Source organism: Pseudoalteromonas sp. MMG033 (genome assembly GCF_057197785.1).
Window position 1 is genome coordinate 3,858,518 of the sequence record NZ_CM170070.1, and the last position, 25,602, is coordinate 3,884,119.

22 protein-coding genes are annotated in these 25,602 nt (G+C 39.8%); 15 read left to right on the forward strand and 7 right to left on the reverse strand.

The window, feature by feature from the left end; genetic code table 11:
- Positions 1-429 precede the first annotated feature (429 nt).
- A complete protein-coding gene (locus AC2CZC_RS16760) occupies positions 430-2,655 on the reverse strand; it encodes a TonB-dependent siderophore receptor (protein WP_484582669.1) in 2,226 nt (741 codons plus the stop codon).
- Positions 2,656-3,035: 380 nt separating this feature from the next.
- Here AC2CZC_RS16760 and AC2CZC_RS16765 point away from each other — a divergent pair, with 380 nt between their 5' ends.
- Both AC2CZC_RS16765 and AC2CZC_RS16770 read left to right on the forward strand, forming a co-directional pair.
- Positions 3,036-4,106: a sensor histidine kinase gene (locus tag AC2CZC_RS16765; protein ID WP_063360071.1), complete on the forward strand. Its 1,071-nt coding sequence runs from the start codon at positions 3,036-3,038 to the stop codon at positions 4,104-4,106.
- 4 nt (positions 4,107-4,110) lie between these two features.
- Positions 4,111-4,935, forward strand: coding sequence for a LytR/AlgR family response regulator transcription factor (locus AC2CZC_RS16770; protein ID WP_237139289.1), 825 nt, complete (start codon positions 4,111-4,113; stop codon positions 4,933-4,935).
- 95 nt (positions 4,936-5,030) lie between these two features.
- On the opposite strand, the gene pyk is transcribed toward AC2CZC_RS16770, so the two are convergent.
- Positions 5,031-6,464: a pyruvate kinase gene (pyk, locus tag AC2CZC_RS16775; RefSeq protein ID WP_484582670.1), complete on the reverse strand. Its 1,434-nt coding sequence runs from the start codon at positions 6,462-6,464 to the stop codon at positions 5,031-5,033.
- Positions 6,465-6,898: 434 nt separating this feature from the next.
- Between pyk and gndA the strand changes: the two genes are divergently transcribed.
- On the forward strand, positions 6,899-8,272 hold the full coding sequence (gene gndA, locus AC2CZC_RS16780) for an NADP-dependent phosphogluconate dehydrogenase (protein WP_484582671.1): 1,374 nt from the start codon (positions 6,899-6,901) through the stop codon (positions 8,270-8,272).
- 100 nt (positions 8,273-8,372) lie between these two features.
- Positions 8,373-8,963 carry a hypothetical protein gene (locus AC2CZC_RS16785; protein WP_484582672.1) on the forward strand — a complete coding sequence of 197 codons (591 nt, stop codon included), beginning with the start codon at positions 8,373-8,375 and terminating at the stop codon, positions 8,961-8,963.
- 115 nt (positions 8,964-9,078) lie between these two features.
- Here the strand turns inward: AC2CZC_RS16785 and ansA are convergent, their stop codons facing one another.
- Positions 9,079-10,089 (reverse strand): asparaginase, encoded by a 1,011-nt coding sequence (gene ansA, locus AC2CZC_RS16790; RefSeq protein ID WP_046355524.1) that lies wholly within the window; start codon positions 10,087-10,089, stop codon positions 9,079-9,081.
- A gap of 84 nt (positions 10,090-10,173) precedes the next feature.
- Positions 10,174-12,042, reverse strand: a complete 1,869-nt coding sequence (gene sppA / locus AC2CZC_RS16795; RefSeq protein WP_484584898.1) for a signal peptide peptidase SppA — start codon at positions 12,040-12,042, stop codon at positions 10,174-10,176.
- Between the two features lie 239 nt (positions 12,043-12,281).
- Between sppA and AC2CZC_RS16800 the strand changes: the two genes are divergently transcribed.
- The 4 genes from AC2CZC_RS16800 (at position 12,282) to upp (ending at position 16,324) form a co-directional block, all read left to right on the forward strand.
- Positions 12,282-14,243 carry an FAD-dependent oxidoreductase gene (locus AC2CZC_RS16800; protein ID WP_484582673.1) on the forward strand — a complete coding sequence of 654 codons (1,962 nt, stop codon included), beginning with the start codon at positions 12,282-12,284 and terminating at the stop codon, positions 14,241-14,243.
- Between the two features lie 110 nt (positions 14,244-14,353).
- Positions 14,354-15,043 carry an HvfX family Cu-binding RiPP maturation protein gene (locus AC2CZC_RS16805; RefSeq protein ID WP_484582674.1) on the forward strand — a complete coding sequence of 230 codons (690 nt, stop codon included), beginning with the start codon at positions 14,354-14,356 and terminating at the stop codon, positions 15,041-15,043.
- A gap of 81 nt (positions 15,044-15,124) precedes the next feature.
- The gene (locus AC2CZC_RS16810; protein ID WP_484582675.1) at positions 15,125-15,673 is read left to right on the forward strand and encodes an NAD(P)H nitroreductase; all 549 of its coding nucleotides are present in this window, start codon (positions 15,125-15,127) and stop codon (positions 15,671-15,673) included.
- Positions 15,674-15,691: 18 nt separating this feature from the next.
- Positions 15,692-16,324, forward strand: coding sequence for a uracil phosphoribosyltransferase (gene upp, locus AC2CZC_RS16815; protein WP_063360063.1), 633 nt, complete (start codon positions 15,692-15,694; stop codon positions 16,322-16,324).
- A gap of 39 nt (positions 16,325-16,363) precedes the next feature.
- On the opposite strand, the gene AC2CZC_RS16820 is transcribed toward upp, so the two are convergent.
- From AC2CZC_RS16820 to AC2CZC_RS16830, 3 genes are read right to left on the reverse strand one after another with little or no spacing between them, the layout of a single operon-like run.
- Positions 16,364-17,035 carry a TVP38/TMEM64 family protein gene (locus tag AC2CZC_RS16820; RefSeq protein WP_484582676.1) on the reverse strand — a complete coding sequence of 224 codons (672 nt, stop codon included), beginning with the start codon at positions 17,033-17,035 and terminating at the stop codon, positions 16,364-16,366.
- Positions 17,036-17,059: 24 nt separating this feature from the next.
- Positions 17,060-17,455 carry a DUF2141 domain-containing protein gene (locus AC2CZC_RS16825; protein ID WP_484582677.1) on the reverse strand — a complete coding sequence of 132 codons (396 nt, stop codon included), beginning with the start codon at positions 17,453-17,455 and terminating at the stop codon, positions 17,060-17,062.
- A 47-nt stretch (positions 17,456-17,502) separates the two neighbouring features.
- Positions 17,503-18,237 (reverse strand): SDR family oxidoreductase, encoded by a 735-nt coding sequence (locus tag AC2CZC_RS16830; protein WP_484582678.1) that lies wholly within the window; start codon positions 18,235-18,237, stop codon positions 17,503-17,505.
- Positions 18,238-18,435: 198 nt separating this feature from the next.
- Here AC2CZC_RS16830 and AC2CZC_RS16835 point away from each other — a divergent pair, with 198 nt between their 5' ends.
- The 7 genes from AC2CZC_RS16835 to AC2CZC_RS16865 all read left to right on the forward strand — a co-directional run bounded on the left by AC2CZC_RS16835 (position 18,436) and on the right by AC2CZC_RS16865 (position 25,290).
- Positions 18,436-18,954, forward strand: coding sequence for a Crp/Fnr family transcriptional regulator (locus tag AC2CZC_RS16835; protein ID WP_484582679.1), 519 nt, complete (start codon positions 18,436-18,438; stop codon positions 18,952-18,954).
- A gap of 226 nt (positions 18,955-19,180) precedes the next feature.
- Positions 19,181-19,684 (forward strand): DUF3887 domain-containing protein, encoded by a 504-nt coding sequence (locus tag AC2CZC_RS16840; protein WP_484582680.1) that lies wholly within the window; start codon positions 19,181-19,183, stop codon positions 19,682-19,684.
- 206 nt (positions 19,685-19,890) lie between these two features.
- Positions 19,891-20,928, forward strand: coding sequence for an alpha/beta hydrolase family protein (locus AC2CZC_RS16845; RefSeq protein WP_484582681.1), 1,038 nt, complete (start codon positions 19,891-19,893; stop codon positions 20,926-20,928).
- A 198-nt stretch (positions 20,929-21,126) separates the two neighbouring features.
- On the forward strand, positions 21,127-21,300 hold the full coding sequence (locus tag AC2CZC_RS16850; protein ID WP_155731946.1) for a hypothetical protein: 174 nt from the start codon (positions 21,127-21,129) through the stop codon (positions 21,298-21,300).
- Positions 21,301-21,631: 331 nt separating this feature from the next.
- Complete coding sequence (locus tag AC2CZC_RS16855) at positions 21,632-21,778, forward strand: hypothetical protein (protein WP_155731947.1); 147 nt, start codon at positions 21,632-21,634, stop codon at positions 21,776-21,778.
- 351 nt (positions 21,779-22,129) lie between these two features.
- Positions 22,130-23,449, forward strand: a complete 1,320-nt coding sequence (locus AC2CZC_RS16860) for an FAD-dependent oxidoreductase (protein WP_063360055.1) — start codon at positions 22,130-22,132, stop codon at positions 23,447-23,449.
- Positions 23,449-25,290, forward strand: coding sequence for a flavin monoamine oxidase family protein (locus AC2CZC_RS16865; RefSeq protein ID WP_063360054.1), 1,842 nt, complete (start codon positions 23,449-23,451; stop codon positions 25,288-25,290). Before AC2CZC_RS16860 ends, AC2CZC_RS16865 begins: the two co-directional genes overlap by 1 nt.
- The last annotated feature ends 312 nt before the right edge of the window (positions 25,291-25,602 follow it).

The window sequence follows — 25,602 nt, forward strand, 5'->3', positions numbered from 1 at the left end:
GGCGGCAATAAATGTCGCCTTTTTTATTTGATAACGTCCAGAATTTTTTAATGAGCAGCTGTTTATTAAAAGGTTTGTAAAGAATTTTATCTGTTGTTATGTGATCAGTATCTTTGCAATCAATAAAACAAGAAATAAACAAATAGCGTAAGTTATTTTGAATCTTTAATGCGGCTTGAATAAACTCTATGCCGTCAGAGTTAGGCATAATGACATCGCTCACCACGAAATCAACGCACAAATTGATAACCCAGCATATCTTAGAATGTTTCGAGCTTTTGAACATATGTATTATCAACATACTGTTTCTTTCAGGTATTTGGCTGAATAGTTAAGAATACTAGCTTTGATGTTTTGAAAAGAGTTTGTAGGGCTTATAAAATGGCGCCATTAACTTTAATGAATGACGCCATAATAAATCACCTAAAATTAAAAGCGATATTTTAAGTTAGCTGTGATGGTACGGCGTTGGCCATAGAAGCAATCGCCGCGGTATAAACAACTGGTGATCACTGTCTTGTCTGTTAAGTTGTCGATATTTAGGCTTAACTCATAGTCGTTAAACTGATAGCCAACCATCATGTCATATAACGTAAAGCTATCTGTGGTAAGCGCCTTATGGTATTCGACACTTCCAACAGAGACTGAGCGGCTACCATCGAATGTTTTACCAACATATCGAATACCAGCACCAAACTTTAACCCCTCTAACAGGTTGTCTGCGCGATAAGTTGCCCATACTGACGCTAAATGCTCTGGCGTTGCAGACAGAGGCACATGATCAGTGCCAGCCGTCAAGACTGCACCTGCCATAATTCGCTGCTGCTGATCTGGAGCCTGTTGAGCTAAAATAGCTGCCTGAGTAAAGATTTCTTGTGCAGATAGCGGAGTTGTGTCTTGTTCCGATTCTGTGTAGGCATATGAAGCATAGACATCTAAATTCTCCCACTCTAGTTGCGCTTCAAGTTCAAAGCCATCAACTGAGACTTCACTATCTTGTACATGTTCGAGAGGGGAGATTTCTCTTACATGATTTTTATCGGTAATATGGAAAACACTAGCAGTAATTAAGTGTTCAGTGCCAGCAGGTTGATATTTCACACCATATTCTATTTGCTCACCTTCTTTAGGCTTGAAGCTTCCGCCTTGTGGCTTTGAACCATATAAAGGCTGGAATGATTCCGAGTAGCTAACATAAGGTGAGATACCATTTTCAAATTGGTATAGTCCGCCAATTCGGCCGGTCAAAGCACTTTGCGATTTTTTAACTTGCAATAAACTTGCAACATCATCTACTTTTTGCCACGTTTTTTGCTCGAGGTCGTCGTGACGAAGTGCAGTGTTAAAGACAAAGTTATTGTACTCAAACGTCGCTTGGATATATCCACCAAGTTGAGTATTTACTTGCTCAGGTGCGATGTCTTTTATTTCAGTTGGTAATGGATCATTTAAACCGTATACAGGGTTGTATAAATCTAATGGAGAAGAGACTCCACCGCGCAAACGACTGGTGCGTGTTTCTGCGTCCTGGAAATCAATACCAGCAACAATGTTTACTTCTACGTCATTGAATTCGATGTACTGATGCAGTTGGATATCACTTAACAAGCTCTTTGACTCGCCATCTGACATGCTAAATATACGGTTGATTGAGCGTTTATCTGCTTCAAACTTAGGTGGCCAAGAAAAAATAGTACGGTACTCAGAAGAGCTATCGCTATAACGAGTAGACCAGTTAACTTGTGTGTCTTCAGTAATACTGTGCTCTACGATTGTTGTGATTGCAAACTGTTCCGTATCGTAGCGATCCCAACCCGGCTCACTCACAAATCGTTCACTCGGGATTTGACCATATTTTGCTGGTAAAATGGTGCCTTCGTGAGGGAAGAATTGAGTTGAAGACCCTGACTCATTTTCTTGTATATTAGTCAAGATTGTTAAACGAGTATCTTGGTTGATATCCCAAGCAAAGCTTGGTGCAAATACAAGTGTATTGTCTTCGACAAAGTCTGTTTGGGTATCACTATTACGATATACACCGACAAATCTTGCTTGATATTCATCGCTTTGACCAAAGGCTGTGTTGTAGTCACCAGCGAGCTGCGCGCGATCATAGTTACCAACTTGTGCCCAGATCTCGCCTTGGGTTTCGCTGTGTGGACGTTTTGATACTGAGTTTATGATACCGCCTGTTGAGCCTTGACCATAAAGAACAGAAGAGGGGCCTTTTAAAATTTCAACGCGCTCAAGTGTATAGGGGTTAGTACGTGTATTGTTGTAGTTTCCAAACTGCATTTGTAGGCCGTCTACATAAATTAGAGGGTCTACACCACGCACTTTTGACCAATCACCACGGGTATCGACACCATATGGGCCATTGTATACACCAGCTACATAACCAATTGCATCTTGTAAGGTTTCTGCACCAAGATCGGCGATTCGCTTTGAAGTTAAAACAGAAACTGATACAGGTGTTTTGGTGATCGGCACATCTGATTTTGATGCACTTGCACTAACATAAGAAATAAGCCCTTTAGGACTGACTTCAATCACTTCCAATTCATTTTTTTTTGAATCGTCAGCGAGTGACACACCAGAAAAAGCAATCGCAAGTGCTGAAAGAAGCATTGGATATTTGGTTTTAAATGAGCGCATGATTTTCCTTCATTATTAAATAATCGCGCGAATAGTATTGTAAGTGATAACGATTATCAATGGTGTTTTTGGTGTTTTTATTATAAGAAACATATATGTAAGAACTTACTTAACACACCGCCACGTCTCTTAATTTTAAATTTACATACATACCTCTAATTGGAACGTTAATGTGTGGATTTACAGGTGGTCAAATTATGGTTGGAATCGTAATTTAAACTGATAATTAAGGTTGAGTTTGATTCGTTATTGTGTTGTTACTGTGTTTCAATAACCTATATGTTTGCGGCTAATTGTTGGAAATACAAGACTATTGGTAGTGCTTAACTGGTTTTCTATGGGATATAATCCAAGGTAGGTTATTAGAGGTAAAAATTAATTTGAATTGGCAAGCTTTAGTCGATAATCGACAACGATTTTTTTGGGTTTTACAGATATCTGGTTGGATCGGTTATGCACTGGTTAACTATATAGGCTCAAAAGTATTTGAAATGCGAGACATCTATGTGTTTGTCATCGTACTCAATGCGTATGCTGGTTGTTTGATGACGGTGCCACTTAGGTATCTCTACCGGCGGGTATGGAATGCAAAGCCTTGGATTTTGATATTCGTTGTTTTTAGTGTTTCTTACATTACAGGTACGTTGTGGTCAGTTGTACAAAAGTATAACTTGTGGGAAATATATCGACATGGCTATCGTCCAGAAGAATGGTTTTATTACCTTCAGCAGGGGTTAGACTCAGTTTATATCGTCTTGTGTTGGAGTGGCTTATATTTTGGTATTAAATATTACCAATTACTTCAAAGTGAACGTCAAAAAGCACTTAAGGCCAATACCATGGCTCATGAAGCGCAATTAAAAATGCTTCGTTATCAGCTAAACCCTCATTTCTTATTTAACACACTAAATGCAATATCGACATTGATATTAGTCGAAGAGAACAAAGACGCTAACCAGATGGTGTCCAGGTTAAGTGACTTTTTAAGGTATACCTTGAACACAGATCCAATTAAAAAAGTGCCACTAGAGCAGGAGCTTCACGCATTAAAGTTGTATTTAGAGATAGAGAAGGTTCGCTTTGACGAACGTTTGGCGATAGATTTAGATGTTACTGAGCAAGCAAAAAATGCGCTTGTGCCAAGTCTGATATTGCAGCCATTGATTGAAAATTCCATCAAATACGCGATAGCGCATATGGATGAGGGCGGCAAAATTGAAATTAAAGCGCAAGTATTTGCCAATGAACTATTGTTAGAAGTTGGAGACAATGGTCCTGGCGCTGAGCTTACTGATGGTCAGCTAACCAATGCGAGCGGTGTTGGCATCGCAAATACCAAAGACAGATTAAAAACACTTTATGAGAATAATTACTCGTTTGTGTTATCAAATAATTCGCCTTCAGGATTGAAGGCAAACATACGAGTTCCGTTTGAAAAGGCCGAGAAGTGAAGTAATGAGCAAGATTAAAACGATAATTGTTGACGACGAGCCACTAGCAAGAAAGGGCTTGGCAGTCAGATTGAGAGAATTTGATGAAATAGAAGTAGTCGAACTTTGTAACGGTGGACAAAAAGCCATAGACATTTGCCAGCAGCAGGATATTGATTTGGTCTTTTTAGATATCCAAATGCCTGGGTTAAATGGTTTTGAAGTAGCGCGAATTCTAAGTGAAAGTGTTAAACCTTTGCCTGCTATTGTCTTTGTTACAGCGTTTGATCACTATGCGGTCAAAGCGTTTGAGATCCACGCTTTGGATTACATTCTAAAACCAGTTGATGACAACAGACTAAAACAGGCGATCGAAAAAGTGCAAAGTTATTTAAAGAACCAACAAGATAACGCCCATAAGAAAAAGCTAGCTAGCTTTGTGGCGGGGATAACAGGTAACAATTGCGAAGAAATTCTAAAAAAGCTAGCCACTGGTGATGCAATTGAAGACAAAAAATTTCCTGAATCTCTTGCTGTAAAAGAGCAGGGCGAAATAATTAGAGTGTCGACTGCAACCATCCAATGGATTGATGCTGCGGGTGATTATATGTGTCTACACTGTGCTGACGGACAAACGCATATCTTACGTAAAACAATGAAAGAGCTGGAACAAGAGCTCGATCCGAAACTGTTTGTACGTGTACATCGTTCTGCCATAGTAAACACAGGACAAATCAGTAAGCTCGTGACACAAAGCAGCGGTGAATATTTGTTGGTATTGGATAACGGTCAAGAGCTGAAAGTCAGTCGTAGCTATAGAGATAAAGTGAAGTCTGCGTTGGCAAGTTAGTAACACAGCACTTTAATATCGTTTGCCTTAATGTCTGATACAAAAAAGCCCAACTAATTTAAGTCGGGCTCAGTATGTATCAGTAATCGTAATGATTATACTGTGACGATTTTCAACGTATTGGTCGCGCCAATAGTTTCCATTAAGTCACCGTGAGTAAGAATAACGGTATCACCTTTTTCTAAAGAGCCACTTTCAACAAGCGTTTTTAGCGCATCATTAACAAGCGAGTCAGCTGTGCAACTTGTTGAATCAAAGTACACTGGGTAAACACCGCGATATAGTGCTGTTTGACCTAGTGTAGTGGCATGACGAGATAGCGAGTAAATAGGCAATCCAGAGCTGATCCTCGACATCAGTTTAGAAGTGTTGCCCGATTCTGTTAATGCGACAATTGCCTTCACTGAATCTAAATGGTTCGCTGCATACATTGCAGATAGAGCCAAAGTCTCTGATGTATCAGCAAACATACTGTCTAGTCTGTGTTTTGAAATATGTGTCTCAGGTTGAGATTCTGCACCTAAACATACGCGAGCCATAGTCGCAACCGTTTCTTCTGGGTAGTCGCCAGCAGCAGTTTCAGCTGAAAGCATAACCGCATCTGTGCCATCTAATACTGCGTTTGCAACATCCATTACTTCAGCACGCGTTGGCATTGGGTTGTCGATCATCGACTCCATCATTTGTGTCGCTGTAACAACGGTTCTATTCAAAGAACGTGCGCGGCTGATAATCTGTTTTTGCTTACCTACAAGCGCTGCATCCCCAATTTCAACACCTAAGTCACCACGTGCGACCATTACCGCATCTGATGCTAATACAATATCGTCAATTGCTTCAACTGTCTCAACAGCCTCTGCACGTTCGATTTTAGCAAGTAACTGTGCGTTAGACCCCGCTTTTTCTGCAAGACCTCTTACATAACGCATGTCATCACCGCTACGAGGGAATGAAACTGCAATGTAGTCTACGCCAATCTCTGTTGCAGTGATTAAGTCTTCTTTATCTTTATCTGTAAAGGCTGGGGCTGTTAAACCGCCACCTAATCTGTTGATACCTTTGTTGTTTGACAAAATACCACCAACGGTTACGGTACAAATTACTTTTTTACCGTCGACTTCATCAACTGTTAATTGAATCAAACCATCGTTTAATAATAGAAGATCACCTGTATTTACGTCTTGTGGTAATTCTTTATAGTCAATACCCACGGCTTCAACAGTACCCTCACCAAGGCCAAGCTCTGCATCAAGTGTGAACTTTGCACCTACCTCTAGATTAACTTTACCTTCAGCAAAGGTAGAGACACGGATTTTAGGGCCCTGTAAATCTGCAAGGATTGAAACATGCTTATCTAGTCTTTTAGCGATTTCGCGAACAGCGTCTGCTCTGTTTTTATGATCTTGCGCTACACCATGGGAAAAGTTTAGTCGTACTACATTAGCACCTGCGCGAATGATTTTTTCTAAATTATTATCTCTATCTGTAGCTGGTCCCAGTGTGGCAACTATTTTAGTGCGTCTAAGCATCAGATTCTCCTGTAGGCTGCTCTGCTAACATCTTTTTTAATTCAAAGTGGTTAAATAGTGGTCTTTTAAACCTTAAATAAGCAAATATTCTCAGATAATTACGCTTTTATGTAAAGTTTTGCCACTAAACCCTTTTTCATACACAAATTAAATTATATGATCTGTATGACGTGATTATGACACCGGTGTCAGTGGTCGTCAATCTTAGAGTGAAAGAAGATTAGCTTTAACACTCTGACTGATAATGTGTTTAGCCAGTGTGTAAAGCAAATTTTTGCTTGTGCTAAAACACGAGATGACTAAAAAAGTACTAAACTTCAAATTGTTTGATACTAAAGGTGGCCCGAGCAGAATATTGTTGAATGCTCAGGTATAATGTACCGGACATCGTTGTAGACGAATTTAAGTGTGGTTGTTACCGAGGAGGAAACTTAATGCAAGTTGCATTAGTTGGTTTAGGTGTAATGGGCAAAAACCTTGCACTGAACTTAATAGAGAAAGGTATGACATTAGTCGCCTATGATAAAAACCCAGACGCAGGTGCTGAATTAATTAGCTGTGCACAGTCTTTGGGTGTAGAAGAGCGTCTCCATATCGTATCGGATCTCGGTGATATGGTTAGAAGGCTGGAGCCTCCTCGTTCGGTACTACTATTAGTACCAGCAGGCGAGCTAGTTGACTCAGTATGTAATGAACTAATAGAAGCCGGCGTGTCGAAAGGCGATATTATAGTTGATTGCGGAAACAGTAACTACAAAGATGGCATTGCTCGTAAACTTAAATATCAAAATAAATTTGAGTTTGCCACCATGGGGATCTCTGGTGGTGCAGAAGGTGCTAGACATGGTCCAGCAATGATGGCCAGTGGCTCAGAAGGCGGTTGGGAACGTTTAGTTCCTTGGTTTGAAAAAGTTGCTGCTAGCTACAACGGCGAGTCATGTTTTGCTCGTGTAGGTCAATCTGCGAGCGGTCACTTTGTGAAAATGGTTCACAACGGTATCGAATATGCACTAATGCAATTAATCGCTGAAGTTTATCACTTGCTTCGCATCGGTACAGGGCGTTCACCAAAAGAAGTTGCTGAGATTTTTGAATCTTGGTCAGAAGGTGAGTTGAACAGTTATTTATTATCGATCTCTCGCCACATTCTTAGCCTAGAAGACAGCAACCAAACACCATTAGTTGATTTGATAGACAATAAAGTAGGTGCGAAGGGAACAGGCCTTTGGACCGCACAAAATGCGTTAGAGTTGGGTATTGCAGTGCCTTCATTGGTTGCAGCAGTACAAGCGCGTCACTTAACGAATACGATTAGTACGCTTGCAGCGAAAGAGATGACTTATCAAGCGAAAGAAACCCAAAAAATCGATATCGATTTGGATGAGCTTAAGTCAGCATTTTATTTTGCTAGCTTGCTCTGCTACCGTCAGGGCCTTGCGTTAATTAAAGGCGCATCACGTTCACATCAGTGGAAGGTTGATCTTGCAAAGACATTACAAACTTGGCGTGCCGGTTGTATCATTCGTGCAGATTATCTTGATGACATCGCAAAGGGTGTTGATTTCATCGATACACTTGAAGCCGAGGCGCATGCACTAAGAAGTATTACAGGCCAAGCAATTCAGACTGGTTTGGCGTTCCCTGTACTTGCTTCGACACAAACTTATATTGCAACGCTAAGCACGCCTAGCAATGGTCACCTAGTTCAAGCACAGCGAGACTATTTTGGTGAGCATGGCATTAAAACACACAGCGGTGAGACTTCTCATTTAACAGATCTAGTCGACTTACCCGAAAAGGTACGTTAATTAACTTAATAAATACGTGTTTTTTAATCGTTCTGGATTAAATAAAGGAGCCGCTTGGCTCCTTTATTTTTTAAGTTAAGTTTATAGTTTTTAATAATATATGTACGAAAGAATTAACCTTGCGCTTAGTTATATAGTTGTTATTGCTTCTTTTATTCTCGGCTTGTTCATACTATACAGTGCAAATTTTAATAATGTTGATAGCTATTTTCCGGATAAAGAATCATTAATATCTGTTGATGATAAAATATTGTCTGTTGTAGAGAATGAATATTCATTAGAAATCAATTTAGTAAATGATTACAGTTCTAACTACAGCTATCTAAAGAAACATGGTCAAGCGGGTGAGTTGCTCGATATCCTTTCTGTAAATACTGGCAGAAACGTGACTTTAAATGTGATGGAAAATCAAGGTAATTTTCTTACAGATAACATCGCTCAACTAAAAGTAAGCAAGGCTGTTTATCAGATCAGTATAGAAGGAAACATAATAAGATCTTATGAAGAGGTGCAAGCTGCGCATCAAAAAGATAATAAGATAATGCCATTTGTAGGTTGGATGTTTTTATTTTTCTCAATATATGTAGGAAGGGGACTTTATTTGACCAAAATCCCACTTACGTTTTTTCAACCACATCCATTCTATGTTTATTTGGCCGACAAACTGCATAAGCTATTTCGTTCAAGATAAATATAAGAGTAGTTTGGGCCTTGTCATGAGGTTTATAATTTTAGTTTGCTTATCAAAACAAGCCTTGCATTCTAACCGATAAAATCGCAAGGCCTGTTAAAATCTAGCAAAATAGTTAGCGTGTTAGCTCTCCGCGCAAGTTATCCTGCATCAAGTGACGAATTGTTTCTAATTCCAGCTCTTGACTGAATAAATAATGTAACTTTGTTAAACATGCTTCTAGTGTCATGTCATAGCCGCTGATCACACCACAGTTCAATAATGCATTACCAGTAGCATAGCCACCCATATTCACTTGACCTTGTATACACTGCGTTAGGTTTACAATGACAACACCACGTTCAGACGCACTCTTCAAGGTCGCCAAAATATCGTCCTGTTGTGGGGCATTTCCTACGCCAAAACTAAGTAAAATAAGTGCTTTAACATCGGATGACAGTACATTTTCAACCATAGTAGCGCTAATGCCAGGATAGAGGTGTAGTACCGCAATTTGCTGAGATTGAATAGAGGTGACATCTAAGTCTTGATCGACATAAGGGCTCAACTTGCCTTCTTGGAGCTGAATATTGATCCCCACCTGAGCAAGCGGAGCTAGGTTAGGGGATGCAAAAGCATCAAACCCATCAGCATGCGCTTTAAGTGCACGATTACCTCTGAATAGCTTATTGTTGAAAAACAAGCTGACTTCGGCAATCGGATAGTTTGCTGCAAGATACATTGCATTTAATAAGTTAACTTGCCCGTCAGATCTAAGCTGAGATAGTGGGATTTGAGAGCCTGTGACAATCACTGGCTTTGTGAGGTTTTCAAACATGAAAGACAGGGCGGATGCTGTGTATGCCATGGTATCCGTTCCATGCAATACTACGAACCCATCATAGTCATCGTATTTAGATTGAATATCTTCTGCGATTAATTGCCAGTGCAAAGGTGACATGTCTGAAGAGTCAATGAGCGGACAATATTCATGAATATCAAATAACGGCATTTCTTCACGTGTGAATTCGGCGTTATTCTTGACAGTTTCTGTGAGATAACCTGCAACGGGTACATACCCTTTGCTTGATTGCTTCATTCCTATGGTACCGCCGGTATAGGCAATATAGATTTTTTTTCTTTTCATAAAAAAGCCCAGATTTGAGTCTGGGCTTAGTATACCAACTGCAGCATCACATTGCAGTTTATTCATTAACCTTGTAACTATGAACTATGGGGACACATCACACATAGTACACAAACTATATATACTGTTTGGGTCGTTATATAGTTCAATCATATTTGCACTTTGTTGTACTTTATTTATGATCTGGTTGATGCTTTGGTGCGTTACTTTTTGTAGCGTATCAGGTTGTGTTGCATTTGGCAGTATAGATTGCACTATTTCAGCACCAAATATTTGTTGCATTAATAGCTCTTTTTCACTGAGAGTTTGTTCAACTGTAAACACTTCATAATGTTCTAAGCTTGCAAGTGCAGCAGCCGATTCAATAGCATCAGCTTTCGTACCAAGCTTGTCTATCAAACCAAATTCTAATGCTTGAGGGGCAAGCCAAACACGTCCTTGAGCAACTTCGTCCACTTTTTCTTTGTTGATGTTTCTTGCATTAGCAATCATAGACAAAAATTTGTCGTAAGCATCTTCAACACCCATTTGAATAATATCTGCGTATTGAGGGTCGATACCACGCGCAATCGAAGAAGATCTAAGCTCAGTAGTTGCAACACCGTCAGAATATAAACCAAGCGCTTTTAAAGAGTTTTCAAATGTAAATATAGTACCGAAAACACCAATAGAGCCTGTGATTGTTGAAGGCGATGCCCAAATTTCATTGGCGGATGCCGCAATCCAATAACCGCCTGATGCAGCAACAGAACCCATAGAGGCTACAATGGGTTTTCCAGCCTCTTTTATGGCTAATACTTCATTTCGGATCTGTTCTGAAGCGAACATGCTGCCGCCACCTGAATCAATACGAAGTACAACTGCTTTTACATTGCTATCAAGACGTGCTTTTCTGAGTAGTGCAGCCGTAGAGTCCCCACCAATCATACCTGCTTTACGTTTGCCATCGACTATTTGCCCTTTGGCGACAACGACAGCGACTTTGTCGGTGAACGGGTTAGGTTGAGTAGGGAAGCCAGAAATTGATGTTAAATACTCTTTATACTTTACTTGCTTGTATTTGTGGCCTTTGGCGTCAGTACCAACTAAATCAATGAGTTTGTCATTAAATTGCTGGTCTGTTTTGAGAGAATCAACCCAGCCATATTTTATTGCAAACTGTGCAGAGTCACCTGATACAGTTGACATTTTCTCACCAAGTTGCGTTAAGGTCTCATCGAAATTATCCGTGTCAAATGATCGGCGTGCAGCAACATCATTTTTGTATTGTGCCCAGAGATTATTGAGCCAAAGCTTGTTCGCTTCTTTTGCAGCATCTGACATATCATTTCTAATAAATGGTTCAACCGCTGACTTAAAAGTTCCAACGCGGAAAATATGTTGTGTAACGTGCAATTTATCTAGTGCATCTTTGAAATACATTGGGTAAGTGCCAAAGCCTTTGATGCTTAAGCCACCATAAGGGTGCATCGAGATTTCGTCTGCAGCCGCCGCCAAATAATATTGCGTTTGGGTAAAGTAGGGGCCATGTGCATATACGGGCTTTCCTTGCGCTTTAAAACCGTCAAGTGCTGTCGTGATGTCTCTTAATTTGTCCAAGTGTCCATGATACAAACCTTTAAGGTCTAAATGTATCGCTTTGATTCGGTTATCATGGGTTGCTTTATTGATGACTTTAATCACATCATCAACTAGCACTTCCATTGGTTTGTCACTTGGACCGAATGCATCATCCAGTGCTGCATCAACAGGGTCAACGTAAGTTAGCTGTTCAACTAACTTGCCTGATAAGTTCAAGCGTAAAACGCTATCTTGAGGTACGAGGATCTCCTCTTCTGAAGACATCATAGCGACAACAACGCCTATGATAAGTACAACAAATACCAAGTTTACAAGTAGCCTGCGAGAGAAGTTCAACGCATGCCATATGCCTTTAAATAGTTTTGCGATCAGCTTCAATGTTTTTCCTCTGGTTTTAGTACCGAAATGCTCTCATTAATATCATAACTTAGTTGTGCGCTCAGTGTTACTTTTAAAACGTAACGAAGTATTACTTCGCTCACTTTATTCGCAAATTTTTGGAATTATTATAAATTTATCTACTTTTAAGTAATAAATTTTTGCTTTTTACTTGCCAAAATCTATAAATTGGTTAATGTTCACAGGTAAGACCAGTTACATTGGGGCGAGCAATGTTAGAACAAAAACTAAAACTTAAAAATTCTGAGCTACGTAACCGCTTGGTCATGGGTTCAATGCACACAGGACTTGAGGAAGGGTGGCACAACCGAAAACGGCTGCGCGCTTTTTACGAGGAAAGAGCTAAAGGCGGTGTTGGCCTTATTATTACGGGCGGATATAGCCCAAATATACGCGGTAAACTTACCCCTATCGCGTCGTCTTTTAATTCCCGCTATGACGTGATTAAACACAAGGCATACACAGAAGCTGTGCATCAGCACCAAGGTAAAATTTGCCTACAACTTTTGCATGCTGGGCGCTATGCATATCATCCATTTAATGTGGGGCCGAGTAAAATTAAGGCGCCTATAAATCCATATACACCAAAGTCCATGTCGTTAGGCATGATCAAAAGCACGATTAAAGATTTTGCGAAATCAGCTTATATGGCTGAAAAAGCGGGATACGATGGTGTTGAAATCATGGGCTCAGAAGGGTATCTAATTAACGAGTTTATGGCGCCACACACCAATCATCGTGCAGATGAATATGGCGGTACACTCGAAAACCGTATGCGGCTGGCTGTTGATATTGTGAAAGCAGTTAGGGCACGAGTGTCTGACCAATTTATCATTGTGTTTAGGTTATCCGTGATGGATTTAGTGCCAAATGGTTCCACCAGCGAAGAAGTAACGGTGCAAGCCAAAGCACTTGAAGCTGCAGGCGTTGATATTTTAAATACGGGTATCGGTTGGCACGAAGCACGCGTGCCGACCATAGCCAGCATGGTGCCTCCAGGCGCTTTTAGAGAAGCGTCTAAGCGTTTAAAAGATGTTGTAGAGATTCCCGTTGTCGCGGTAAACCGTATAAACACACCTGAACTTGCGAATAATATCCTAGATAAAGGTGAAGCCGACCTTATTTCCATGGCAAGGCCACTGCTTGCAGATCCTGACTTTTTTAACAAATACGCAGACAATAAGTCTGAGCAAATCAATATTTGTATTGGCTGTAATCAGGGGTGTTTAGACCATGTCTTTAAAGGCAAACGGGCAACTTGCTTGGTGAATCCTCAAGCTGGCTTTGAATTAGATTATCCCCTCGAGAAAACCTCAAGCCCTAAAGATGTCTTAGTTGTTGGTGCGGGACCAGCTGGGTTGTCAGTCAGCTGCTATTTGGCTAAAAAAGGTCATAAAGTTACATTGATTGATAAGAATGAGCATGCTGGGGGTCAATTTAATCTTGCAATGCGGATCCCCGGCAAAGAAGATTTTAAGTTAGCGCTTAAATACTTTTTAAACGAAGTAACACGACTCGGCGTAAAAATGGAACTGGGTAAGCCCTATAGCAATAAAATGGATGCTGATTACGACGATATTGTTTTCGCGACTGGAGTCAGCCCCCGTTTGTCTAAAATCGAATGTAGCGATGGCAAACGTGTTTTTGCATATGATGAAGTTATTCGCAAAGAAGTTGAGCTTGGCGATAAAATCGCGATTTTAGGGGCTGGTGGTATCGGCTTTGATATGGTCGCATTTTTAACTGAGCCTGAAAACCAGTCTATTGAAGAGTTCAAAGGCCAGTGGGGTATTGAACAGTCTGTTGTTCAATCAACAGAACAGAGAAAAATATATATGCTTAAACGCAGTGCGGGTCGCTTTGGATCAGGTTTAGGCAAGACGACAGGTTGGATCCATAGAGCGGTGGCTAAGCACCACAATGTCGAGCAGGTTGCAGGCTGTGAATATGTTTCTTTTTCAAATAACGGACTAGTTGTACGTATTGATGGTAAAGAGCAAACACTTGATGTGGATACAGTGATCGCCTGTATTGGTCAAACTTCAAATGAGTCAGATTTTGACAAAGAAAGCCTACCAAATAATCATCACGTGATTGGTGGCGCATTGCTTGCCAGTGCCATTGATGCAAAGCGGGCTATTTACGAAGCATTGCAAGTCGCAAGAAAGATATAACCTTTCAAAAAACAAAACGGCACAAGGGTGTCGTTTTTTTTACCCTGCAATAAAAGTTACTGCGCTACGGTCTACACTGTATGAATACTATCAAAGGTGTAAATCGTTATATGATTAATAAAATCCAATCCATTTATCAAACTAGCATCGAAAAAGCAGATATCTTAAGTGGGCTTGCCCCACTTATTTTAAGGTTGATTGTTGCGCCGGTCATGATTATAGCAGGGTATAACAAACTCAATTTAGCGAAAGAAGATGCAGGCTTTTTCGAAAGTATGTTAGCAGATGAAAACGTGGTTGCTTGGTTTGGTAATCCTGACTGGGGGTTAGGGTTGCCATTTCCAGACTTATTGGCATTTCTAGCAGGCTGGACGGAGTTTTTAGGCGGCTGGTTAATTCTAATTGGGTTACTCACTCGATTGGTATCTATCCCATTAATGGTGACCATGTTTGTCGCCGCTACACAAGTACATTGGCATAATGGTTGGTTTTCGGTTGCGCCAGCAAATCCAGATACCAGTGCTGCGCAGGTATTTGCTTGGCTTGGCAGTGATACTGCAAAAGCAAGTCTTGAAAATAGTTTAGAAGTGGCAGACCGATTAGACAGGATTAAGTCCATTGTCAGCACCCACGGGTTTCCTGAATTCCTGTACGAGAAGGGCAATGTCGTGATTTTAAATAATGGCATTGAGTTTGCCGCAATTTATTTTGCGATGTTTTTAAGCTTATTTTTCACCGGAGGGGGGCATTTTTTCAGCTTGGATTACTGGTTAGCCAAGCAACTCAGCTCAAGGGCATAAAATTATTAGGGAAAGTGCTAAACTTTCCCTAACACTTCACGTTAAAATAATAAGTGTTTGTTTATCATTAAGGAATTATATATGGATGCCATCGAGCTTTTGATGACACGTCAATCTGATAGTAATTTATCCTTTCCAGGCCCGACTGAGTCGCAACTAGAAATTATTAAAAAAGCCGCGTTAAAAGTGCCAGATCACGGTGGTTTAGCACCATGGAAGTTTATCGTTGTCAATGAAGATGCGAGAGATAAGTTGGGTGAAATATATTACAAAGCAGCGGTGGAAGAAGAGCAAAATGAACGCACAGTATCCCGTGCGAAAGACCTACCACATCGCGCACCTATGATGATCATTGCTATATCTCCTTATCAAGAGCACCCAAAAGTCCCTCGTGTCGAGCAAATTGAAAGTGCAGCATGCGCTTGTTTTGCTATGCAGCAAGCGGCATTTGCACAGCATCTATCAGGTGTTTGGAGAACCGGCTTTTTTGCGCAAAGCCCGACAGTTAAACGCGAACTTGGCTTAGACGAGAAAGATGAGATTGTTGGCTATCTTTATCTAGGTACACCAACAATTCAATGCACTAAACCGGTTCGTCACGAACCAAATTCATTTTTTACTGAGTTATAATTTTTACAGAGGCAAGTTATGGCACTTCATGTTGTTGAACACCCGTTATTACAACACAAAATAGGCTTATTGCGAGAGCATGGTATTTCAACCAAAAAGTTTCGTGAGCTGGTGTCGGAAGTTGGCAACTTGCTTACTTACGAAGCGACAAGAGATTTACCAACGGAAACAACGACGATAAAAAGTTGGACTGGTGAAGATTTAGACGTACAAGAAATCAAAGGCAAAAAAATCACACTTGTGCCGATTTTAAGAGCTGGCCTTGGTATGTTAGATGGCGTTATGCAGTTGTTACCTGCCGCAAAGATCAGTGTTGTGGGATTACAAAGGAATGAAGAAACACTGGAGCCAGTCTCATATTTTGAGAAATTAGTAGGTAACCTAGAGTCAAGAAGGGCTTTGGTTGTCGATCCTATGCTGGCTACAGGCGGATCACTCATCGCAACAATTGATTTACTTAAAAAGTCTGGCTGTAAAAACATTACAGCCATTGTATTGGTTGCAGCACCTGAAGGTGTCGAAGCGGTCGAAAAAGCGCACCCAGATGTTGACGTTTATACAGCTGCGCTAGATAGTCATTTGAACGAAAATGGTTATATAGTGCCTGGCCTAGGTGATGCAGGCGATAAAATATTTGGCACTCAAGCTTAATAGATATGGCTGGCGAAATTGAGTTTGCCAGCCTTTTCTTTAAGAATGTGACGAGGCGGTTTTGATTTTCCGTGTTTGCCTATTGAACAACCACCAACATATCCAAAAAAATCCAGTCAACCCAATCGCTGCATAAATAGCAGGTTTGGGGTTTTCTAATGTACTGATTGAACCTGCATACGCGGCAATACATGCGTAGGGTATAGTGCTCATCATCCAATAAATAATAAACTCTTTAAATGGCATTTTGGTCATCCCAGCCATACATGCTGAAATCTCAGGCAATATTGGTGTCGCTCTTGAAAGTAAGATCACTACCGGACCTCGCTTTTGAAATAGTGCGATGGCACTGGCTCTCTCGTTTGGGTCTTTAACAAGCGTATCAAACAGCTTGTTGCCAAACTTATAGCTAATCGCATAACCTGTTGTACCAGCGAGCATCAGGCCAATAATACCACTGAGTCCGCCCACATAGGGACCCAGAAAAAAACCAGCTAATAAAATAAGTGTGAGTGTGGGTACGGCGATGAATAAATCTAAAAAAAGTAGCCCAATCACAATGAGTGCGACTAAGTACATATTCAGCTCTTTTGCTGCGTTAAGCCAGGCTTTTATGTCGTCAATGCTGAGGACACCACTTATTTTGAGAATAATAAAGGTGGATGCGAAAAAGAAAAATAATATCAGCATCATTTTTAAAAGTGATTTCATAGAAAACAGTTCCGTCGTTAGAAATTATGGGTAGTTTATGGAGATGGAAATTGGCGTGTTAATGTCAGCCAATGAGAGTTTTGCGTCTTTAAACTTGGGAGGCCCGCGCCAGCTAATTTTGGCACCATTAGAAAAGCCAAGTCCTTCAGACGGAATTAGACCCGTCCAGTTTTTCGAGGTAGTTTGCGAGTTGTCTTCATCATGCAGTACTTTGATTGCAAACTCTGCTTTAGCAGTTGTAAATTCGGCGGTTAGTGATTCATTTTCAGGGCTGTGAAACTGAGTTTGCAATGCTTGTTTGTGTTTGACAGGAAAGCCATTATCTTCAAACAACATCACCATAATTTGTCCTGAACGCTTGGTATCTATGCCGGTAATTTTAACTTGTACGCTCTTAGCCATTGCTGTTGTAGTTGTCATCAAAAGTACTCCCCAAATGATTAATTTAAATAGTTTGCACATGGTCATTAAGATCCTTTCAAGAGGCGTTTAGCTAGATTGGGTGTCAGGGCATTTAGAATCCTTAACACTTTAATTTTACCGATATCATGCTGGGGCTTTTGCTGCTTTAGCCCCTTAATAATCCACTTAGCAGCGCACTCGGCTGACATTTTATTGTCACCTCGGCCTTGGGTCATAGGGGTGTCTACTAAAGGAATAAACGCCTGTAATACCTTGATATTTGTATGCTCTAACTGGTAGCTTAAGCTTTGTGAAAAAAGGTTGATGGCTGCTTTTGAGGCGCAATAGACGCTTGCACTTTTTTTAGCGACAAAAGACAGCCCAGAGTTGATATTTAATATAATAGATTGAGATTCACTAGCATTAAGCGCAGGGATCAGTAAATAGGATAGTGCACAGACTGCAGTAAAGTTCACATTGATTTCCCGTGCAATTTTCTCGTATTCGAAATCAGGATCTGTGAAAAATGGCTCGTTTTGTATAGCCGCGTTATTGATTAATACATCAACGCGGGGGAATTCAGCCTGTATGTGCTTTGATAGCGGTTGATAACTTCCGGGATCAGACAGGTCAGCAGGAAAACATGTGACGTTCTTATATCTTTTATTGAGCTGTTCAAGTCGTTCACTGTTTCTGGCAACGACAATAATGGTATTTTTGGCTTGTAGTTGTTCGACAATTTGACGGCCAATGCCGGAAGTGCCGCCTGTTATCACGATTACTTTATTCACTAAGTTCACGTTTGTATCTCCAGTGGTGAATCTGATTGATACTTTAAAGGGCGTATTTTTGTGGGGCATTAACCTATGTTAAAAATCACGGAATAATTTAAATTAAAGCGGCTTTAATCAGAGCGCGCTCTAGCTTACTGATTGATAATGAAAATTGACGAGATCTTAGGTGCTTATTTTTTCGTATAAGAAAATAAAGGATGCAAAATGGAACTACAAAGTTACATAGCGAAAAATGGTATCTCCTTTGAGATTGAAAAAGGTCAGCAAGTCTTCGCTCAAGGGGAATTGTGTGACTACGTGTACTTGGTAAAAAGCGGGTTATTAAAGGCTTTCTATATCACGGCCGAAGGTAAAGAAACCATTAAATCATTTATTCAAGCTGGTACCATTATTGGTAGTCTCAACGCAGCACATTGCAAAGTCCCAAGCACTTTTAGTTTAGAGGCTTTGGCGCCCTGTGAACTTGTACAAGTGCCTTTTAATGAATTATTAGCCTTAAGCAAAAAGTCCATATCTATCTCTCAGGAGTTTATCCAAATTTTATTGTCTTTATCACTCAAAAAAGAGCGTAGAGAGTATGAGCTACTCACCTTATCTGCATCCGAACGATTTGAGAATTTATGCAAAGACCAACCAGAGCTCGTTAAAAAGCTTACTCAAAATGATATTGCTAAGTATTTAGGGATCACGCCTGTTGCATTGAGTCGAATTAAACACAAATAACAGGTGGGTAGTGTACTGCTAAGTTTGGTAGCAGTGGTTGAATGCTTGAGTCATTGAAAGGATTAAATAGACATTCGCTCTTTTTCAACAAAATAATTCTTGCTAAAATTGCACATATAAATATATGCAGTGTCAATTAATAAAAATGACACTTTCCCCTTGGAAAAATCTGTTCTTAAGCTTTGTATTTATGCTGTTAAGACGATTAAGCGTTTAAGGAAGTAAAGTGAATAATTCAAGTAAAGTTATAATTTTGTTGTTAATTGCCAACCTAATCGCAACGATATGGTTTGGTACAAAAAACTCAGTGACGGCCGATAATGTTAAGCCTTATGAGGAAGCATCTAAACATGAACTTCCATCGTTTATTACTGAGCAAGTTAGAGAAGATATTTTAAATACCTTCATACAGCACTTTAATGCGCATGATTTTGATGCTTTATACAATATGTTTGGTCCAGTTGCAAAGTCACAAATATCGAAAGAAAAAATGGATGAAGAGTTCTCTAAATTAGTTAGGTTGTTCGACAAAATAGAGCAGGGTACATATAGTTTCGCTGAGTTTTCAGGCCAACAAGGTAGCACTACGGTTTATGTGCTAAATTACACAGTGAGCTTATCTGAAAAGAGCACATTTGGTAGCGTAGGTAATCTTAAAGTTACAGTTGCTCTCGACTCTAATTCTTATCAAATATACGGCATTTTCCTGCATGGTAACTCAAACAGCTAAGATGCTTATAAGCACATAGCTAAAACCAGTTATGTGCTTTAATTACTGTGCCGTATCAAGCATTACCTAAAGCAGGCAAAAGAAGAGCTTATTAATCTTACAATAGCTGATTAAGAACTTTGTTCATTATTACGACTACTCACAGTTTCTCACATAAAATGCATTTATAGTTTCATTGACTTTATCAGTTAAGGAAACTATCAGTCATGCTTCAGAATAAATTTTTCAGCCTTTTATTTGCGTGTACCTTTGTATCTGTATTATCTGCCTGTAACAATAAATTAGACTTCAGCGAAAATCCCTATACAGCACATACATTCGATTCACTCGATAATCAATTATCCGCTCGACTCTATAAACCCAAGCTGCATTCAGAATCTGATCCTATCATCATTTTTGTTCACGGGGATGGAGATATGGACAGTACCGCAAATAGTTTTTATCTACCCATTATTGATGCTTTAAATGAGCAAAAGATTGCAACCTTTTCGTGGGATAAACCTGGTGTAGGTAATTCAGGTGGCGATTGGCTATCTCAATCTATGCAAGATAGAGCTTTAGAGGTGCAAGATGCCATTGCTTATCTTCGAGCCACAGGCTATCAACAAAATCAGATTGGTGTGATTGGTTTTAGCCAAGCAAGTTGGGTATTCGCTAATTTACACAGTGAAACCGAAATTAAGTTTATGGTTCTTGTTGGTGGTGCTGCTAATTGGTTATCTCAGAGTCAATATAGTATGTGGATCCGTTTGGTCGATGAAGGAAAAATTGATGCTGATGACGCAACAGCTTTAGAGCGTATTAACAAATTGAGTGATCAGGAGTACCAGTTAATCAAAGCGGGTTACGATAACTATCTTGCAGCGTCTTTGCATCAAGACCCTTTTATGTCAGAACCGTTAGAAAATGAAGCGCGGTTTAACTTTGTTCGAAAAAACATAGACGCAGATGTATCCGAAGGTTTTAGTAAACTTAACGTACCTATGTTTGCAATGTATGGTGATAGCGATGTTCATGTTGATATTGAGCATAGCAAGGTTGAATTTGAATATGTATTTGCAAATTCAGACCAGCCTAATGCGAGTCTAGAGCAAGTAACCATCAGCAATGCGACACATGGTCTAATGAAACCAGAATTACCACTGGATGCATTGTTTTCTATTAAAAAGAGCCATTTCTCACATGGTGCTATAGAAACCATGGTTGAGTGGATAAATTTGCAGACAAAAACAGGTAAAAATTAAGATGCGACAGGTATAAATGACCACGTATATTAGCAATCATACTGTGTTGAAAATAATATTTTTAAAGGCCTGAATAAATCAAAGAGCTAAAACCTAATGTTACTCTTTGGTTACAACATTAATTTCTTTCAATTTACACCTGCATTACTTTGTGTAACAAATAGTATTGACTATTATTTAAACAGTAAAGGAAGCGTTATGAAATTACACTTAAGTAAAAAGACTCTTAAAAGTTTAACTAACCAAAAAGATGTTGGAGTAGAGCAAACACCATTGATTGCTGGTGGTGGTTCTGCTATCCCTCCTACTGCAGTACAGAAGGGCTGTCCGTATTTTTCGTTTTACCCAGTTGATACTTGTCGTCCACGTTAATACCGTTAATGAATAGGGCACATTGAGTGCCCTATATGGCTAGTTATATATTGTGAAAGTCTATTTCATTTAAAAAATCCACGAGTTATTTTGATATTCAAGAACTGAATATATATTTTTGAGTTTATTTATGTCGTTAACTACATACAAGGCCAAGCAGTTTCTTGAATCTAGTTATAGAGATAAAAATAAATACGTTTTAGAGGTCTTGTGGAGAAAAATGATTAAACAATGATGTTTTAATTTTAATCATTGATTGGTCTAAATTTACACTTTTGGTACTTTCTGTGATAAATAAAAAGAGTATCTATTAACCTGCAAAGGAAGCATTATGAAGTTACAACTAAGTAAAAAGAATTTAAAAAGCTTAAATAGCCAAAAAGAAGTGGGTGTAGAGCAGACGCCATTGATCGCTGCTGGTGTAAGCCATCCACCACCGACGGTTTTCCCAGTATATCCTTGTGTTCCGCGTAATTAACGAATAGGGCATAGAAAGTGCCCTATATGGTTTACCTGCATTTTCAGCACTTCAATTTCACTACTAAACTTACCTCGTAGTAGAACTTTCTAATTTTATATTCAGTTTTTTATTTTCCTATCAGTTATTTATAATGTATCACTTCGTGTAATGCTGGTAGCAGCGCTTAGCTATAGTTATGTTCTTTAGATGCTTTCAATTCTTTGATTTAATGAATCGTATCCCCTTAAATTAATATAAGAACTCCTATTCCTCGACTTATAAATACAACAAATTCTGTATCATGTAAGGGTTTGTAATACATAACAGGCGCATTCTAATTTAGAGTGAAAATCTAAAAAGGAGTGCTTAATGAACACAAATACAAAATATGACCTCATCGTAATAGGTGGCGGTCCAATTGGCCTATCTACTGCTTATCATGGCGCAAAACAGGGCCTTAAAACTCTGGTAATTGAAAAGTTTAGTTACTTTAATAACCTTGGAAGCTCAGCTGGGTATTCAAGACAGTTCCGGTTGCAATATGAACAAGATTATATGTCGCAACTTTGCTTGTCATCGCAGCCGTTTTGGCATGATTTACAGCGCTCAACAAGTGTGCCTTTAGTTGGGAAACAAGGGAGTTTATGGTTTGGTCAGAATATTTCTGGCACTCAAGAGGGCGGGATTGATAAGGCCAAAGACACAATGGATACCCTTGGTATTCCATATGAATCTTTGGAAGATGCAAAAGCTATCGAAAAGAAGGCCAGTTTTAAAAAGTTACCAACTGAATACTATGGTTTTTTTCAAAAAGACGGTGGCACCATCAATGTGAAAGAAACAGAGCAGGTACTTTATAACGCAGCGCTTGCAACAGGTAAGGTTACATTTAAAGAGTGGGAAAGTGTTGTCAATATAGATAACAGTGAACAGAGCTGTATAAAAGTCTTCACTCAACGCAGTGGACAAGGCCCAGAAACCTTGTCTTTTTATCAAGGGGCAAAGCTCGCTATTACGACAGGTGCTTATGTGAACGACACGGTGAGCACTTTGGGCTTGTCAGTGCCGATTTTAATTTGGCAGATGGCGTCTGCTTATTTTAAAAAAATCGATGAGCATGCTCATTTTCCTTCCTGGTTTGCATTTCAATCAAAACCAAAAGATCATCCAGAGCAAGAAGAGAGCGCAACCAATTCACTCCTTTATGGTTTCCCTGAGTTAAATTGGGCGAATCCAGGATATGTGAGAGTCGCAACTGATTTTCCTGATTATAAAATTATTTACGATCCCAGTGAACGTCGACTGGCACCCTCAGAGAAGTCTTTAGATATTGCTTCCTCGTGGGTAGAGCAGTTTATGCCAGGTCTTGACCCAACACCTCAGCACACTTCTACTTGTCTAATTGCACTGTGTAATGCCCCTGACGTTGAAGAGCAACCTGAGTTTTTCTTGGATTACTTACCTGAAGAGCAGCCAAACTCTAAGAATATAGTGACATACACAGCCGGTTGGGCAGGGAAGTTTATCCCAATTATGGGAGATATGATCATCAAAATGCTGCAAAACCCTGATCTCGAGAGATTTAAGTATAGTGAAGGCGAACGGGTGTTTAATATATCCCGCAATCATTTCGCAATTGACTGGCAAACAACTTGTGAGGCGGTCTCTGCAAAAAAGGAATTAAAATAATGAAAAAGTACACAATTTTTGGTGGTGGGCCATCAGGTTTATATACAGCTTGGCGTTTATTGGATAGCGGTAAAGTAACAAAAGGTGAGCAACTCGAAATAGTTGAGTGGGGAGATTACGATTATGCACAAAATGGAGAAGGAACGCGTTTACCTGCAGGCCGTATCTGTACTCATCACTATAAAAATGACAGCACGCAATCTTATATCGAAGTTGGCGGAATGCGTTTTATCGAGTGGGATGACAAAAACAAAGAAGGGCATCAGCTTGTAACGACGACTATTCGCAAACTGGGTCTTGACTGTCAAAAAGCCCCTTTTAATACGACTGATGATCCGCTTTTATTTGTACGTGGTCAGCACATGTACCAAAGTGAAATCAACTTCTATAACAGAGCTCCATATGATACCAATACATGTGTTGATATAAAGGCTGACGTCAAAGTTGGTAATCAGTTTAATGTAGTTGAAACGGTCAGTGTACCTGCAAATGCTGCACCAGCAGATGATTTAATCGGGAGTGTATCAAATTCAATTGTAACTAAAAAGGCGACAAATAGAGTCCAGCAGTGTGAGTTTTACGCATCAGGAGAGCTACCCGATGGGTTTGAGTCATATGTGTACAAGCCAGGCGATTTAGTAAGCAATATTGGTTACTGGAATATTTTGTATGACCAAGCATATAACGAAGGGTATCAATATGCTGCTGATGCCAATGGCTACAGCTCTAATGTGATAAATTGGAATGCTGCGGATGCGGCTGTTTATAACGGCGAGTTTGCACCCGGCGGTAAATTCAAAACCTTGAAAACAGGCATGTCATCTCTGTTTGTACGTTTATACAAAATGTGCTCTGCTCTTGCAGAAAGTAAAGGCGTTGATTTCAAAATAACGAAATCTACTCGATTACATTCGATCTGGAACACGTCTGGTAAAACACAGTATTATACTGCTACTGCGTGTCAACCAGATGTGCCCGATGGTGATGTAAAAGAAACTGATTATGCATTTTTGGCAATGCCGCCTCATGCTATCAAGGCGGTTGCTGCTGCCACTAGGTACTTGCCAGAAGAGTGTGATCGAGTTAACTTTTTAAATCAAACCAATGTGGCTAATTACTTAGAGTCTGTCATTGAGCAACCTTCCTTTAAAGCTGCGATGTTTTTTGATAAACCCTGGTGGGAAGATAATGCACTGCCATTTAAGCCTAAAATTAACACGCAAACGCAAACATATGGGCCGACAATCACTGATTTACCGATTAGACAGGTTTACTATTTTGGTAATAACGCAGCCGATCAAAGTGCGAAGCCTGTATATGGTATTTTGGCATCATATGATGATATGCGTTTCACGAATTTCTGGCGTGAGTTGGAGTGGTCAATCGATAAGCAGCATACGGTTGCACCTAGCACAGATATTCAGCCACTCATAGGTGCTAAAAAAGCGACTAATGCAATGCAAAAAATGCTTAGGTTACAACTAGCTAGATTGCATTATGGTAATGACCATGTAGATCCAAAAGTGATCCCTAAACCATTAGAAACCACTTTTATGGACTGGGGGCATAACCCATTTGGCGCTGGCTATCATGCTTGGGCATCGCACTATAATATTTGCAATGTCATGCAAGATATACGTACACCGGAATTGCTGGCAGGTATGGATAAATCGCCGAATGTGTTTATCATTGGCTCCGCGTTTTCAAATGATCAAGCATGGATTGAAGGTGCTTTTTGTACTGCAGAGTCAGTGCTAGTGGACTTTTTAAATGTTGAAACAATAGCAACGGATCCACAGGATTACCCTCTAATTTGCGGTACTTGTGATATTAGGATGTAATTTCAAGTGCATTGTTTGAAGTGAGCGTATTCAGTCTCTTAATTAAGAGCGCTGTAAACATCTGGTGTTATTCACCTTTGTTAGCACCAGATTTTAGCTTTTGTCCTTATTAGTACTATAAATGCAGGTTTAATTTGGCTATTAGAGTGCTCAGATAGAAAAGCCACACGATATGGGGATTGAATTAAAAACCAGTATTTTGGTATTGATAAATGTTTATTAAACGTAATTTTTATGGTTATGTAGTTTAACGGTTTTGTGTTTATGAGCTATCTTTAAATCGTAGCTGTCTGCAACTCATTTTTGTACTGT

Coding starts and splice junctions, on each gene's coding strand:
- AC2CZC_RS16760 (WP_484582669.1), bottom strand. CDS start 2,655: ATGCGCTCATTTAAAACCAAATATCCAATGCTTCTTTCAGCACTTGCG.
- AC2CZC_RS16770 (WP_237139289.1), top strand. CDS start 4,111: ATGAGCAAGATTAAAACGATAATTGTTGACGACGAGCCACTAGCAAGA.
- pyk (WP_484582670.1), bottom strand. CDS start 6,464: ATGCTTAGACGCACTAAAATAGTTGCCACACTGGGACCAGCTACAGAT.
- gndA (WP_484582671.1), top strand. CDS start 6,899: ATGCAAGTTGCATTAGTTGGTTTAGGTGTAATGGGCAAAAACCTTGCA.
- AC2CZC_RS16785 (WP_484582672.1), top strand. CDS start 8,373: ATGTACGAAAGAATTAACCTTGCGCTTAGTTATATAGTTGTTATTGCT.
- ansA (WP_046355524.1), bottom strand. CDS start 10,089: ATGAAAAGAAAAAAAATCTATATTGCCTATACCGGCGGTACCATAGGA.
- AC2CZC_RS16800 (WP_484582673.1), top strand. CDS start 12,282: ATGTTAGAACAAAAACTAAAACTTAAAAATTCTGAGCTACGTAACCGC.
- AC2CZC_RS16805 (WP_484582674.1), top strand. CDS start 14,354: ATGATTAATAAAATCCAATCCATTTATCAAACTAGCATCGAAAAAGCA.
- AC2CZC_RS16810 (WP_484582675.1), top strand. CDS start 15,125: ATGGATGCCATCGAGCTTTTGATGACACGTCAATCTGATAGTAATTTA.
- upp (WP_063360063.1), top strand. CDS start 15,692: ATGGCACTTCATGTTGTTGAACACCCGTTATTACAACACAAAATAGGC.
- AC2CZC_RS16820 (WP_484582676.1), bottom strand. CDS start 17,035: ATGAAATCACTTTTAAAAATGATGCTGATATTATTTTTCTTTTTCGCA.
- AC2CZC_RS16825 (WP_484582677.1), bottom strand. CDS start 17,455: ATGACAACTACAACAGCAATGGCTAAGAGCGTACAAGTTAAAATTACC.
- AC2CZC_RS16835 (WP_484582679.1), top strand. CDS start 18,436: ATGGAACTACAAAGTTACATAGCGAAAAATGGTATCTCCTTTGAGATT.
- AC2CZC_RS16845 (WP_484582681.1), top strand. CDS start 19,891: ATGCTTCAGAATAAATTTTTCAGCCTTTTATTTGCGTGTACCTTTGTA.
- AC2CZC_RS16850 (WP_155731946.1), top strand. CDS start 21,127: ATGAAATTACACTTAAGTAAAAAGACTCTTAAAAGTTTAACTAACCAA.
- AC2CZC_RS16855 (WP_155731947.1), top strand. CDS start 21,632: ATGAAGTTACAACTAAGTAAAAAGAATTTAAAAAGCTTAAATAGCCAA.
- AC2CZC_RS16860 (WP_063360055.1), top strand. CDS start 22,130: ATGAACACAAATACAAAATATGACCTCATCGTAATAGGTGGCGGTCCA.
- AC2CZC_RS16865 (WP_063360054.1), top strand. CDS start 23,449: ATGAAAAAGTACACAATTTTTGGTGGTGGGCCATCAGGTTTATATACA.